Raw genomic sequence first — 13920 nt, forward strand, 5'->3', positions numbered from 1 at the left:
GATTGCTTTATTGCTATAACACATATCGCAATCAGACCCTAATGCGGTCATTTGTCCAGCATGTAATTACGTGTCGTCGGCAGTGAGTCGACCGCATTGGACATCTGAATTTGAAAATTCATATGCTTGCCAAGACGAAAGGATAGCTCACTAATGACCAAATAAAACTCCCACATACGGCAGAATTTCTCGTCAAACATCTCTGCGACTTGTTCACGGTTTGCTTGGAACCGCCTGTCCCATTCAGCCAGCGTTTCTGCGTAATGTAATCGCAAGATTTCAACGTCTGTGACCCAAAGCCCCGCTTTTTCAATCTCAGCGAATGTTTCAGAAAGCGCCGGTGAATATCCGCCCGGAAAGATATATTTGCGGATCCATGCCCCCGTTGTACCCGGCCCGCCCTTGCGGCCTATCGAATGCACCAACGCTGTGCCGTCTTCGCTCATCAATTCTTTTATTTTGGAGAAATACTCCAAGTAATGCGCAACACCCACATGTTCAAACATGCCGACAGACACCACGGCGTCAAATGTTTCATTTATATCGCGGTAATCCTGAATACGGATATCAACTTTATCTTCTAGCCCGGCATCAATGACACGTTGCCGTCCCATGGCGTGCTGCTCGTCGGATAAGGTCACGCCGACAACGCTAACACCATATTCACGCGCCAGATAAATGGCCATACCACCCCAACCGCAACCAATATCCAGCACGCGGTCACCCGGTTTTAAGTTCAGCTTCGCCGCAATATGCGTCTTCTTCAGGGCCTGGGCTTCCTCCAGGCTTATATCAAGGGTCGGCCAATAGGCGCAGCTATATTGCAAGTCTTCATCCAAAAACAGACGGTAGAAGTCATTCGACAAGTCATAGTGATGCTGCACATTTTTACGCGATGCAGAGGTCTTGTTTCGTTGGTGCCATTTACGTATTTTCTTCAGCCAACCTTTCAACGCCTTTTGCATCGGGTGGCCGCGCAGATTATCACGGTTATGAGCAAACACATTCAGAAGGCCGCGAATGCCGCCCTCCTCGCATATCAACGTGCCGTCCATATAGGCTTCGCCAGCGCGAAGTTCAGGATTGAAAAATAAGTCCCGATAAAGCCGCTTGTCGGTAATGCGAATTGTCGCGTTTGGTTCGCCACCTGGGCCGTGGACATGCGCCTTCCCTGATACATCGATGATGGTAAGTTGCCCGACTTTTACAAAGCGAGACATAAGTGCGTTTAACAAGCGCATGAGCGGCCCTCCAAATGGCTTGGAAAGAATGCCGCAAATCGGCCCATAATTGCAAGGGTGTGATTAAAAAGTGATGTGAGTGTGATAGCACCGGCAAGCTGTGCTTATGCGGACTATTTCATTGCCCCCAACCAGTGCGGCGCAAAGCTAGTAATCCTCCAGTATGTCGAGTTCGGCCCATGTCGGGTCTAAAAGCTTTGCCTCAGCATGGATTAGACGGGCGATTAAACACTCATCCAGTCCACGACCTTAAAATTATGGGTTTTTGACAGTGCCAAAAGCCGCTTATCTGGATTAACCGATACGCCTACATCGGCAAATTGCATGATCGCAAGGTCGGAATAACTATCTGAATACATTGTGATGACTGTATTATTTCGTTTAAGTTCTGGGTTTTCATTCAAATAGCTTTGAACACGCGCTAATTTCTCATCCCCGTAACAGTTTTCAGAGCCAAAATATGGGGCCAGTCTATCATGCTCCCAAGCCATATCTGTTGCCACATAGTGATTAATGCCAAGACGTCTCGCTATAGGCGCGACGATTAAATCAACTGCGGCACTGGCTAGCATTATCGTATCGCCTGTATCGCGGTGCGCTTGAAGCGCCGCAACGGCTCCGGGACGCAAGCCACTGTTAACCTCGGCCTCTGCGAAATCTTCGGCCAGTTGGGTCAGTTTTTCACGCGACCAACGCGGCATAGCCCAACGCATCATGGCTTGTTTAACACGCACCCTTGGGATTGCGCCGCGCTTATAGCGAAACTGCGCCCAACCCGCTGACAACAGAAGAGGCAACCACACATGCGGGCGGTAGCGCACACAACGCAGAACAAAACGTCCCCAAGTCCCGCGCTTAGTCAGCGTATAGTCGAGATCAAAAATTGCCAAATTGCCAGATGACCCACTCACGCGCTGTCCATCCAGGATACAACAGTTTTTTTGGTAACAGTCGCTTTGATAACGACGCCGATATTAATCACGATACAAATCCACGTCCAAGCAGCGACAGCGTAAAACCCCCATATTCCTGCCTGCGGCACGATAGTACTCGCTATAATCGCCAGCATAAAGATGAAAGTGTTAGGATTGCGCCGTGCCGTATATATCCGCAGGAAAGAATTAAAAGGCCGCCAGACATGGATATGGAAGCCGTGCTGGAGAATAAATATCCCTTCAATGACACGGTCAACCACGTAACCGACCATAATCAGGGCAAGCGCAATCGTCATAGCGTTCGGCCAAGCCAAGACCCCGCCAAGACCAATAAACCATGCAAAATACCAAAAAGACGGATGAATCAAATCAATGCCGTGGTCATAGATATTACCCCACCATGAGTAAGTCATAGTGGTGCGCGCAAGCTTCCCGTCTACAGTATCAAGGAACGTCATAAACCACCCGGTAACAAAGCCCAAAGCCCACTGCCCTTGCATAAAAAAGTAAAACGCCGCGACACACAAAACCAAGCCAATTGTTGTGACCATATTGGGCGATAGCTTCATGGCGGCACAGGCACGGGTGACATAAAAGGCAGGTAGCGGCCAGAAATACTTAGTGACAAAATCTGTGATACCTTTGTAAGAGCTGTCAAACTGACGCTGCATAATCGTGGTCATCGGGGTGCGCATAACATTCAACGCATAGGGCGGCTCTGACTTTCGCAGAGCTTTGTTATAAATATCAGAAATGGCGTCAGGAGATTTGGCCATAAGGCCGTGTTTATTGAGGATGCCATCGCTTGCTTGCATACCGATAAGCGTATGAGGTTTGACGGCTTGATGAGCATGTCCGCCATTAATCCCAATAATTTCACCATCCACGACAAGGGCCGTATTACGCGCAGCAACAAAGGCGCGACAGAGAGCTGTCGACAATATCCAATCAATATTCAGAATGACGGAGGCGCCCTTGGTACTCACATATGAGGCCCCTGCCTTTTTAAACGCCCGCTTTTGCCAATCCATCAACGACAACCCCCAAAGGCGTGTGTCTGCACGTGCCGCAACCGCCCCAACAAAGCAAACGGTTGGGGTTAATGTTGACTGGGTGTCTGTGACTTTAACATCCATTTACAGCATGTCCTTCTTACAATTCAAAGAGGCGTTAAGCGCTCGCTTTGCTGTGATTGCAACAAAAACAACAGCGAATATATTGCCGATAATCGCGGCCCAACCCGGTGCCATTTGCCCGACCGTTGTGGGGCTGAGTGCGAACAAAGCTACGATAAAGATGAACAGGCTGAGTGAGCGCGCGTAGATCGCTTTTTCAGGACAATCCGTGGCATAATAAATCGGGTATAACGGTGCAACAATGCCGAGTAACGCCGCCGCAGGCACAAGTAACGATGCCAGCGGTGCAGCGGCTGCATAATCTTCGCCAAATAATGCTGAGAGCGCATTGGGCCCCAAAAACATTAATAGCGCCGAGAAAAACAAACCAAAGCTTAAAAGGACAAAGGCCGTGCGGGTCACAAGTTGCCAAATCTTTGTGCCGTCCCCTGAACTGATCATCTTGGCAATCTCGGGATAAATGACTTGGTCAAATAGTTTAAAGCCTTCAGATAGAAGCTTTGCCGCCTCCTCTGCTATCTTGTAAATCCCGGCAAAGGCTGGTCCAAATATCGCGGTCACAAGCAATAGCGGCAGATGCAAATGTCCCGCCGCCAAAGTAGAGTCTATGTTGGATTTAATCGTAAAAGGCCATAGCCCAGCCCGAGGAGAGAAAAAATCGGATTTAGCGCGGATAACCATGCCGAGTAATCGCCGACGTTTAAGCTCTAACATAGCCGCTACAGGCAAGAAGATATAGCTTACGAGCGAGGCGCCAAACCAAACGCACAAAAATCCTTCCAAACCCCAGCCAGCATGGGCGGCATATATCGCGCCAAGCAGACGCGTCGTCGGCATAATCAATGCCTTTACCGCCAAGACTTGGAATTTATCAAAAAGGCGAAACACGCCAATTGATGTGCCAAGCTGTCTAAACAAAATCACGATACAATAAAGCATCACGTAATGCTGTAATTCGTCAGCTGACAAGGCACTTTCGCGCGACAAGCTTGGGAACTGTGATCCAACGAATATGAAAAAGCTAAACAATGCTATCGCCATAACGTAAGCGGCTATTGCTGATAAAAAATCAAGCGTTATCCCGAACTTGAACAGTTTTGCTAATGATTGTGCATCGTCTTTGACAACATCATCACTGCCAAAACGAATGATACCTTGCCACGCTTGGAAGGTAGCCACTTCCGAGAAGAAAAGCATATAGGCATGAAGAAACATGATTGTCCCAAAAGCCAGCGTGCTATCGAGCGCGACCGCCGTGATTGTCAGCGTTACAAATCCCATCACAGCAGCAAGGGTCTTTGCTCCGACCATCATGCCTGAATTAGCGGCAACACGTTTTCCAGCCGACGCGCTGGAGGCCGTTGATAAATCGGGTTTTGTCGCAGACTTTGTCACGATACAGCTTTAGCCTGTTTGCGCGCTAATAATATAGCCTCCACGAGGGTTTTATCCGATGGCTTATCGACATCAATGGCGGCCTCAGCGATAGGGATAAGGACAGGTCGCGCGGTGATACCCAGTGTTTTGGAGACTTGCGAGAAGGCGTCGTCAAAACTCAAACGCCCTGACACATATTTCAATAGACCGCCTAGCCCCAATCGCCACGCGAGTTTCCACGGCTTTTTTCGGTCATTTTGGGCTTGTTGCCAAAATCGTATCGCTTCAATGCCATTTTCATTGGCCACGTAAAAAAGATTGCAGCCCGAGACAGCAATATCTGAAAATTTCAAATACGTACGTTTCATATTCGGATAAGCGGGCGCAATGACATTCTTTTCAGCCAGCCCAACACAAAAATCAGCGCCTGTCTTCTTAGCCCCAGTGATAAAGATATCAATCATCTCTGCTGTCAATAACGGGTGATCTGCGGTGGTGATGAGTAGCGGCACATCTATCCCCGCTTCAATCGCGGCCATGGCGCTACCCGCTGGACCTGGTTTTGATGGTGATTGAATAAGGTCCGAATGGTAAGACGCATCAAATCCGCTGACGTAGAATGCATCCGCGACAGTTGCGCGACGCAGCGCGGCCAGCACATAATCAATCATTGGCATACCGTTGAACGGCAACAACGCTTTGCGATCAATGCCGGCTTGCGCACATAACGGGTCAACTACGCCTTCGCGCTGCCCCGCTAGGATAAGAACATTGGCCACTTTATCCACGTTAAAGCGCCTTTTCATACATGCGGTATGTTTTATAACGCTTGGCATCGGCTTGTTCGCAAATGCGTATCATGCCCGCATTGTCTTCTAAAATCCACGACAGTTCGCAATGGGTAAAGCCCTTTTGCCGTCCTGCTTCAAAGACCGTCTCGCAAAGCTTGGCTACAATCGCGAGGCCTTTCTTTGTGTTATGCCATTCACGGCGCAGCCCCATAAGCGGAATGCGCGCTTGCTTTACACCCTTTATTTTGAGGCGGTTCACCAAAGTCCACCAGCCAAACGGCAGCAGTTTTCCGTCAAGCCCAGCCGTGGCTTCGTTCAAATCCGGTATCATCCAGATATAGGCGACAGGCGAGCCCTCAATCTCGCCGACCCAAAGGCCTTCTTTAAACATCAACGGCTTAATCTCTTTGGCCATGTGTGTGATTTGCTCATCTGAGAACGGGACGAAACCCCAGTTCTGCGACCAGGCATCATTAAAGATATCCATGACAATGTTCACGTCGCCCAAAAAGTCTTTGGTATTCATCGGGCGTATTGTGATGTCAGGGTCCTTATCGGCAATTTTGACCATCATCTGCGTTTGCCGAGGCCGCGGGTATCCCGCGTGAAGATCAGCCTGATAGGCATACATATCAACGGCTTTGCTCATGCCAAAGTTCTCAACCATGTCTTGATAGTCAACCCGCCCATGGGACATCATGACGACAGGCGGGGTATCAAATCCGTCAATCAACAGACCGCATTCCTCATTAACGGACCACTGCGCGGGACCGACCATACGGTCCGCGCCTTGACTTAATAGCCAGTTTTGTGCCGCCGTCAGAAGTGCGTGGCCAACGGCCGGGTCAGCCTCGCAATCAAAATAGCCGAAATGCCCTGCTTTGTCATTGTGATGAACTTGGTGCGCGGGGTTAATAAAGGCCGCGATACGTCCGACAACGCGGTCTCCCGTTTCAGCTAAAAACAATTGCCGCGTTAGCGTGGCTGCCACGGGGTTCTTATGGGGTGATAGCTGTTCTTTGCGCTCAAAGCGTAGCGGTGCACGCCATGAAGGCTCACCTTCGTAAATCCGATAAGGCAAATCTAAAAACGCTTTTTCCTGTGCCCTTGAGGCCACAGGGATAATCGTAAATGATTGCGATATTGCTGATGAGCTCGGCATGGTGGCAATGTCCCCTTGCCACGACGGAATCGACGCGGGTATTTACACCTTTGTCGGTTTAATCGTCTTGCAGGTCAACTACGTTGATAACGATATCTGCGCCTTGAGGGCCGACTTCAAAGGCCGCTTCTTCAAACTTCGGCATCCGCAGCGACTTAAACTCGATATTATTGGACAGCACAAAGGGTTCTTTTGGCGTGAAATTCCACTTTTTCTTGAGCTTTCTGTTGCCGTCTAGATCGTGATAGCCCGCCAAAGCATATGTGCCTGCTTCTGGCACATTAATACACATCATCATCGGGCCGTCCTCGGCTTTGTCGCGAATAGAGCGCAGCCGCCCTTTTTTAGATAAAAACCCGTCCTCTGAGTTATAAAGCTCTAGCTTCATGATGCCGACAGCTGTTACGCCCTCGATAGTGGCGCGAATCTGTAGTCCATCCGCAACACAGGCATCAGAAAAATCATCAGGGTATAATTCCAGTTCTTCATCGTTATCTTGCGCCAAAGCGGATGAAAACGACAAAACACTGATAAATAACCCTAAAAAGATGAAGCGAATGTTTGCGTTCATGGTCATGTCTCATTATTGCCAGAGGTTAAAGGATAACGGGCTTACTTGTCGCATATGGTGAGCAGCCCGCTCTTTGTAAAGAATTATGCGCAGTAGGAAACATATCGAAACATATGGGACGTCTTAATCAATATCTTTTGAAAAGATCGCTCATTAATATCGGTGGGCTGATTATTTTCGCGATTGTCGTGCTGCTCTTAGAGCGTCTTCTGCGTATTTTCGAGATTGTCTCAAATTCATCCAACCCTGCGGGTGATGCCAGTTCGATGGTGATTAACCTGCTCCCGCATTATCTTGGCATGGCTCTGCCGATGGCGCTTTTGCTGGGTATCACAATCACAATAGACCGTTTTAGTAAATCATCAGAGCTAACCGCTGCCCTTGGCGCAGGCGTATCCCTGCCCCAAATGACACGGCCCTTTATGTTTATCGCAGCCGTTCTGGCCGTTATCACCCTATTTGTAGAAGGCTATATGCAGCCTGTCGGGCGGTATAATTACCGCCAAGTTGTTCATGTCGTCAAACAGCAATCTTTCACAGCAGCTTTGCGCGAAGGCACCTTTACCGAAGTCGGAAACCGAACATTTTTCGCCGGCACAGAAAAAGCGGGTAGCGCCATCGGCCCCATTTTTATCTACGAAAAATTAAAAGAGAACGGCGAGCAGACAGGTGTGCGCATCACAACAGCCGACGAAGGTCGCTTGATTGTCCGCGAAGCTAGTAACGAGCCTGTCCTGCAACTGGCAGAAGGCCAAAGCTACCAGATTGTCGGCGAACGCCAGCTTGACGGCGACCTGAGTTTTAGCAGCGGCGCGGTGACAGGCAGTGTTGATGATAATATGTTTCGGATGCGCGGCGATGACGAACGCGAAATGACATCGATAGAGCTATTTCAAAACCGTCGCGGCGAAATATTTGATAGCATTGATACCAATACCAATAACGCTGCCCTGCACTTGCGATTAGGGCGCGCGGTGTTGCTGCTTATCCTCCCGTTCATCGCTGTGCCTTTTGGTCTGAACTATGGCCGTAATCCTTCATCGGCGGGTATCTTCATTGGCGTTGTCATGCTGGTATCGCTACAAAAAGCCCTTGAATTGGGGCAGAGCCTTGGTGCGAGCGGCACAATACCGCCTTGGGCGGGCATATGGCCAACTATAATTGCTGTTGGATTATTCGCGGCATGGATATTCCGCAAAAGCGCGTATAAAATGGGCCAACCGCCCCTCACCGCGATTAGCTTTTATCTCAACGGCTTACAAGAAGGCCTAAAGACCCGCATCAAACGCGTTGGGACGATTATCCGTGGGGATACGGCCTAGTGTTTAAATTCCTCACATATCTATCCAAATCATTTTTTATCACTTGGTTGACCGTTGTGTTCGGTTTCTTGGTGCTGATCGGACTGCTTGATTCACTTGCCAATGGCGGGGATATTCTGGCTGATGACGGAACATTTGTGGATACATTCCGCTATATGGCTTACCGCGCGCCCGTCATATTTGACCGCATCTTCATCTTTACAATCCATGTCGCCATATTGCTGACCTTTGTGAAACTTATCCGGAATCACGAACTTGTCGCCCTGCTGGGGTTTGGTATTTCAGCGCCGAAGCAAATCGCGCTGCTGGCGCCTGCGGTTTTAACGGCGGGACTGGTATCTATTATCGCAATAAACGTCCTTATGCCGCCTTCTGTTCGCGCGCTACAAGCCTGGGGTATTGGCGAGTATAAAATAAAAAATGTCACAGAGGACAACCCGCTCTGGATGGAAGATGCGGGCCGTATCATGCGCGCCGCAGACCGCGATAGTATGAATACGCTCGGCACGTTAGAGCTTTACGAACGCTCACCCGACACGGGCGCGATAACCAATGTAACATGGGCAGAACGCGCCGATTTTACGGGCGATAGCTGGAGATTATCTGGCGTGCGTACATTGGACGTCAAAGGCGCGGACGGCGAAGCGCGGCAAGCGGAAACAGTGGACGGCAACATCAGTTGGGAAACCAAGCAAACCCCGCAATCCATTGCGCGCCTTGCCGCTGAACCGCGTGATTTAGCCTTGTCCGATATGGCCGTATTTAGTGAAAAGGGAAATTCGGGTAGCAAGCCGAGCTTTGCTTACGGCTTTTGGTATCTACACCGCATTACGCGGCCTTTGGCGGCACTGCTTCTGCTACTGCTGGCTGTGCCCATTATGCAACGCGTCGGGCGACAAGATACAGGTGACCAAGCCTTGATTATCGGCATCACAGCGGGCTTCTTATTCCTCATTATTGACGGCGCTATGGCGACATTTGCGGCCTCTGGCGGTATTGCGATTGGATGGGCCATAGCCTTCCCCCTGCTGGTTGTTGGCCTTATTGGTAGCTTCTTGCTGCTGCGAACTGAAAGCCTGACATAGGGTCATGACGGCGCCTGCCCCTGTTTTTATCGTCAACAATTTGAGCGAAACTGTCGCCAAGCGTGGATCCATCCTGCGCACGGTGGCGAGTGACACGAAGGCTGTGCTTTACGACAACGATATTTTCGATACGCTAGATACCATCGTTAAAGAAACCCATAGCAAGAGCCGCGATCACGTCTTTATCGAAGGTGGTGACGGAACCTGCCAAGGCGTGATTACGGCCTTTATGGCCCATTATGCTGCGCTACAGCCCCTACCGCGTTTCACGCTTGTGCCGGGCGGCATGACGAACCAAGTTGCAGGCGTGATTGGTATGAAACGCCCCACTGCGCAAAAAATTAAAGCGTTGCTCGCGGGGCAGTTTACCCATGAAAAACTGCCCCTCATCACCGTCACATCCGGGTCAAATAGTGTTAGCTATAACGGCTTTCTGTTCTCCACGGGGGCCATTCCGATGATCACGCAATACACCAAGCAGAAGCTGCATAAGCGCGGCATTGGTGGTTCGCCAGCCGTCATTGGCGGTATTGTACGTGGGGTGAGCGGGCAGCGCGCAGATGTGATGCACCCGACTCCCATCACACTGACCATAGACGGCGGCACGCCAATATCAGACAATCATTTAGGCACTGTTCTGACCACACTACCCAGCCTTTTTAAAGGGCTGGATCCCTTTTGGGGTGAAGGCGACGGTGAATTACGCCTGACATATGCCAAGGGTGACGCGCGGCGACTACTGTCAAATATCGTCAGCCTGTGGCGCGGACAAAAAAACATCGATAGAACTGCGGATGGCCTCAGCAGCTATAACGCTAGCCAGATAGACTTTAATTACGCTGGCGATGTTGTTCTCGACGGCGAAACGCTTGACCTGCTTGGCCCTAAATTCACAGTAACGCCCTCACGACCCGTGAGCTTCCTATGGTAAATCCAACTCCCGCTAATCCAGACCCGCTTATTGCGCTCCTTAAACATTACGATCACGTAGAGCCGAGCGCACGGGTCAAGACGGTCTGTGATGCCATATCAAAGCGCCATAACGGTCACGTTCTGGGATTTGTCTATTACGGCTCGTCTCTGCGCGATATGAACAATGCCGATAAAATGCTCGATTTTTATGTCCTGATTGATAGCTACCGCAAAACACATAAAAACCCGCTGCGCGCAGCTTTAAACGCGATGATACCGCCTGCGGTTTATTATCACGAAATGACACATCAGGACGGGGTCCTAACCACCTGTAAATATTCGCTAATATCGATTAAGGCCTTTGAAAACCGCGCGACATCAAAGGCGTTGTTGTCGACAGTTTGGGGGCGTTTCTCCCAGCCTTGCGTCATGTTGTTTCCGAAAGATGACACTGTTAATGACCGTATTATGCAGGCCCGCGCCAAGGCTGTGCGTCATATTGCAAGCGAGACGATACCGCTGCTGGAGGGCCCTGTTGATACGGCGACGTTCTGGGCGCGGGGGTTTCGTGAAAGCTACCGCACAGAATTACGGCCTGAGAGCTCTGACGGACGATCACGCGAGATTGTTGCCCGTTATCAAGAGCGCTATGACGCCATTATGGCAGAGTTGTTCGGCGCAGCAGACGAAAGCCTTTACGCCCTGCCCCCTGTATCAGCGGGTGCGAAACGCCGCTGCAAAACGCGGTGGGCGTTCCGCCGTATGTTGGGCAAACCTATGACCGCTATACGCCTTATCAACAATGCGGCGACATTTGACGGCGGGCTTGATTACGTACTTCGGAAGCTTAAAAACCACTCTGGCGTCACAATAGAGCCAACCTCATTTCAAAGGAAACATCCCGTGATTTGCGCCCCCGTATTAGGCTGGAAACTATGGCGCAAAGGCGCGTTTCGCTAGGCCGTTATTCTGCCGCCTGCATTTTAGTCATCATGGACTGCATCATTGACGCTTGGTTCGTCTTCAAATCACCAAAAGCTTTGATGATTTGATTGATGTCCTCTTCTGTATGAGCCGCCGACAGACTAATCCGAAGTAAGCTAGAGCTTTGCGGCGTCCCAGGCGGTACAGCCAAATTCACGTAAACACCGCTTTCAATCAGTGCGTTCCATTCCATGGCCGCGACCGCCTCATTCGGACGGCGCACAGCAATAACGGGGCTAGGCTCAGCACATAGATCATAGTCCATAGCCGCCAAACCAGCGTGCAGTTGCGCGGCGCGGTCTTTCAAATTCTGCCGCAGATGCGCGCCTGTTTTAACCTTTTCAACAGCCGCTCTTGCTGCGCAAATATTAGACGGCGTGGCACTAGCGGTAAACATATAGGGTCGCATAACCTTGCGTGTGATTTCAAATTCCGGGTGCTTAGACGCACAAAACCCGCCAACAGAGGCGAGTGATTTTGAAAATGTGCCAGAGATAAAATCAATTTTATCAAGCACACCTTGTTCCTCGGCGATACCGCAGCCCGTGGGGCCGAACACGCCGTAGCTATGGGCTTCGTCAATGTATAGATAGCCGCCGTGACGGTGCGTAACATCCACAAATTCATCAACGGGCGCTATGTCGCCGAACATGGAATACATGCCCTCAATCACGACAAGCGCGTTGCCGCCCTCAATCTCGCCTTGGCGGCGCAGTCGTTTGTCTAGGTCTTCGGGACTATTATGACGGAACCGAATGGTCGATGCGCCCGTCAGCCGCGTGCCGTCGATGATACAGGCATGCGCGTCAGCATCCATAAAGATGATATCTTTATCGCCCGCAAGGCCCGCAATGGCCGCCAAATTCGTCTGATAACCCGTAGTAAAAACCACACAGCTTGGCATGCCCAAATGCTCCGCTAGGGCGTTTTCCAAATCAATATGTTCGTGGTAGCTGCCGTTGGCTACGCGCGAGCCTGTGGTGCCCGTGCCGTGGCGCGTCACCGCGTCTTTGGCCGCTGCCATACAGTCTTCGTCAAATGTTAGGCCGAGGTAGTTATTGGTACCCGCGAGCAGGATTTCGCGGTTGCCGACGCGGCCTTTGGTGGCCGATAAAATATCGTCAAATTGAACACCCAATGCGTCTTTGCCGATTTTCATCATCATATCGACGCGGGATTGTAACGGGGCGTATTTATCAAAAAGAGACATAGATTTGACCTGATTAAGACGTGAGTTCGGTAATAGCGTTGACAAGCTCGCCGACTGTTTTGATGTCGGATACTAATTCCATCGGAATAGAAATATCATAGTGATCTTCTAATCCCATAACCAAATCAAACACAGCGACGCTGTCGACTTCCAAATCCGACACAATACCGCTGGTCAGTTTAATCGGACGGTTTTCAGGATTATAGGGCTTTAGCAATTCACAGATTTTATCGAAAATCTCATCACGGGTTGGCGCGGTCATAAAATACCTATGATTTAGTGTCAGACCGATATGCGGCCAAAGTTTGGGACAGACGATCTGCCATAGACGTATCGCTTTGAATCAACGTCTCACTACGCCAATCGTCATAGAGGAATTCTCGCAATTTTCCTAGGGTCAAGTGGCCGCGGCCAAAGCTCAATGACAGCGCAGACGTAACAGCTGCAACGGGGTATAAAACACTTAACGGAATAGGCACCGCTTTGACAGGTTTGCCAACAGCCTCTGACGCCATTTGCGCAAATTCTGGCCACGTTATCTGCCCCACAGTCGCTGGCGACACTGTCTGGCCGTCATAATCGCCTTTGACCGCGCGGGTGATCAGGTCATTCGCCAAGTCCTGCACGGCGACCAGTGAAAGATAACGCTCCCGCCACCCCCGACCGCCCGGTGCAGGGAGAAAACCACGGTCTATGGCCGAAATAATAGGTTTTGTTGCCTCATCCCCGGGCCCAAATACCGCTGGCGCACGAATGACCGATAAAGGCCCCGAATAGGCGTCCTCCACCGCATCTTCGCCCGCCCGCTTTGACGCTGCGTAAGGGGACAACTCAGGCGCGCGGGCCGCCATGGATGAAAGCAAAACAAAACGCTCAATGCGCGAGTCATTACATGTCTTGGCCAAATCAGCGCTGGCCGTCACATTAACGGCGTCAAAGGCAGCACGATTGCGCGCTTTGATGAGGCCAGCCATATGCAAGATGACGTCGGCCCCCTCTATGAACCCGGCGTCGTTATCGCCCAAAGCCCCCTTAAAGATCGTCAAGCGCGGATGACTTAAATTATTTAATTTCAATGGGTTGCGAGCCAAAGCTCTCACGCGATAGCCAGCCGCAAGTGCGGCGGTTATAACATGCCCGCCAACAAACCCTGTGCCGCCCGTAATGGCAATGAGCGGTGCGTCGGTCACTTAA

The 13920-nt window shown here is 50.6% G+C and carries 14 protein-coding genes; 4 read left to right on the top strand and 10 right to left on the bottom strand.

The window, feature by feature from the left end; translation table 11 throughout:
• Positions 1-47: 47 nt before the first annotated feature.
• From AB6B37_RS07585 to AB6B37_RS07615, 7 genes are all read right to left on the bottom strand, one after another.
• Positions 48-1220, bottom strand: a complete 1173-nt coding sequence (locus AB6B37_RS07585) for a class I SAM-dependent methyltransferase (protein WP_371398287.1) — start codon at positions 1218-1220, stop codon at positions 48-50.
• Between the two features lie 245 nt (positions 1221-1465).
• Positions 1466-2152, bottom strand: a complete 687-nt coding sequence (locus AB6B37_RS07590; RefSeq protein ID WP_371398288.1) for an HAD family hydrolase — start codon at positions 2150-2152, stop codon at positions 1466-1468.
• Positions 2149-3312 carry a CDP-alcohol phosphatidyltransferase family protein gene (locus AB6B37_RS07595; RefSeq protein ID WP_371398289.1) on the bottom strand — a complete coding sequence of 388 codons (1164 nt, stop codon included), beginning with the start codon at positions 3310-3312 and terminating at the stop codon, positions 2149-2151. Before AB6B37_RS07595 ends, AB6B37_RS07590 begins: the two co-directional genes overlap by 4 nt.
• Positions 3313-4707: a lipopolysaccharide biosynthesis protein gene (locus AB6B37_RS07600; protein ID WP_371398290.1), complete on the bottom strand. Its 1395-nt coding sequence runs from the start codon at positions 4705-4707 to the stop codon at positions 3313-3315. It lies immediately after the preceding gene.
• Positions 4704-5477 (bottom strand): nucleotidyltransferase family protein, encoded by a 774-nt coding sequence (locus AB6B37_RS07605; RefSeq protein ID WP_371398291.1) that lies wholly within the window; start codon positions 5475-5477, stop codon positions 4704-4706. Before AB6B37_RS07605 ends, AB6B37_RS07600 begins: the two co-directional genes overlap by 4 nt.
• A 1-nt stretch (position 5478) precedes the next feature.
• Positions 5479-6642: a hypothetical protein gene (locus AB6B37_RS07610; RefSeq protein ID WP_371398292.1), complete on the bottom strand. Its 1164-nt coding sequence runs from the start codon at positions 6640-6642 to the stop codon at positions 5479-5481.
• A 58-nt stretch (positions 6643-6700) separates the two neighbouring features.
• Positions 6701-7213 (bottom strand): DUF2141 domain-containing protein, encoded by a 513-nt coding sequence (locus AB6B37_RS07615; protein ID WP_371398293.1) that lies wholly within the window; start codon positions 7211-7213, stop codon positions 6701-6703.
• A gap of 113 nt (positions 7214-7326) precedes the next feature.
• On the opposite strand from AB6B37_RS07615, the gene AB6B37_RS07620 reads away from it, so the two are divergent.
• Genes AB6B37_RS07620 through AB6B37_RS07635 form a run of 4 tightly spaced genes read left to right on the top strand, consistent with a single transcriptional unit; the run spans position 7327 to position 11492 of the window.
• Positions 7327-8535 carry an LptF/LptG family permease gene (locus AB6B37_RS07620; protein WP_371398294.1) on the top strand — a complete coding sequence of 403 codons (1209 nt, stop codon included), beginning with the start codon at positions 7327-7329 and terminating at the stop codon, positions 8533-8535.
• Entirely contained in the window at positions 8535-9620 is a 1086-nt protein-coding gene (locus AB6B37_RS07625; protein ID WP_371398295.1) for an LptF/LptG family permease, read from the top strand. The genes AB6B37_RS07620 and AB6B37_RS07625 overlap by 1 nt, the downstream gene beginning before the upstream one ends.
• 4 nt (positions 9621-9624) lie before the next feature.
• Positions 9625-10551: a diacylglycerol kinase family protein gene (locus AB6B37_RS07630; RefSeq protein ID WP_371398296.1), complete on the top strand. Its 927-nt coding sequence runs from the start codon at positions 9625-9627 to the stop codon at positions 10549-10551.
• On the top strand, positions 10545-11492 hold the full coding sequence (locus tag AB6B37_RS07635) for a hypothetical protein (protein ID WP_371398297.1): 948 nt from the start codon (positions 10545-10547) through the stop codon (positions 11490-11492). The genes AB6B37_RS07630 and AB6B37_RS07635 overlap by 7 nt, the downstream gene beginning before the upstream one ends.
• A 4-nt stretch (positions 11493-11496) precedes the next feature.
• Here the strand turns inward: AB6B37_RS07635 and AB6B37_RS07640 are convergent, their stop codons facing one another.
• From AB6B37_RS07640 to AB6B37_RS07650, 3 genes are read right to left on the bottom strand one after another with little or no spacing between them, the layout of a single operon-like run.
• On the bottom strand, positions 11497-12726 hold the full coding sequence (locus AB6B37_RS07640; protein WP_371398298.1) for an aminotransferase class I/II-fold pyridoxal phosphate-dependent enzyme: 1230 nt from the start codon (positions 12724-12726) through the stop codon (positions 11497-11499).
• A 13-nt stretch (positions 12727-12739) separates the two neighbouring features.
• Positions 12740-12988 carry an acyl carrier protein gene (locus tag AB6B37_RS07645; protein WP_371398299.1) on the bottom strand — a complete coding sequence of 83 codons (249 nt, stop codon included), beginning with the start codon at positions 12986-12988 and terminating at the stop codon, positions 12740-12742.
• Between the two features lie 7 nt (positions 12989-12995).
• Complete coding sequence (locus AB6B37_RS07650) at positions 12996-13916, bottom strand: NAD-dependent epimerase/dehydratase family protein (protein WP_371398300.1); 921 nt, start codon at positions 13914-13916, stop codon at positions 12996-12998.
• Positions 13917-13920 lie beyond the last annotated feature (4 nt).

This window comes from Fretibacter rubidus (assembly GCF_041429785.1).
GTDB classification, from domain to species: Bacteria; Pseudomonadota; Alphaproteobacteria; order Caulobacterales; family Maricaulaceae; genus Fretibacter; species Fretibacter rubidus.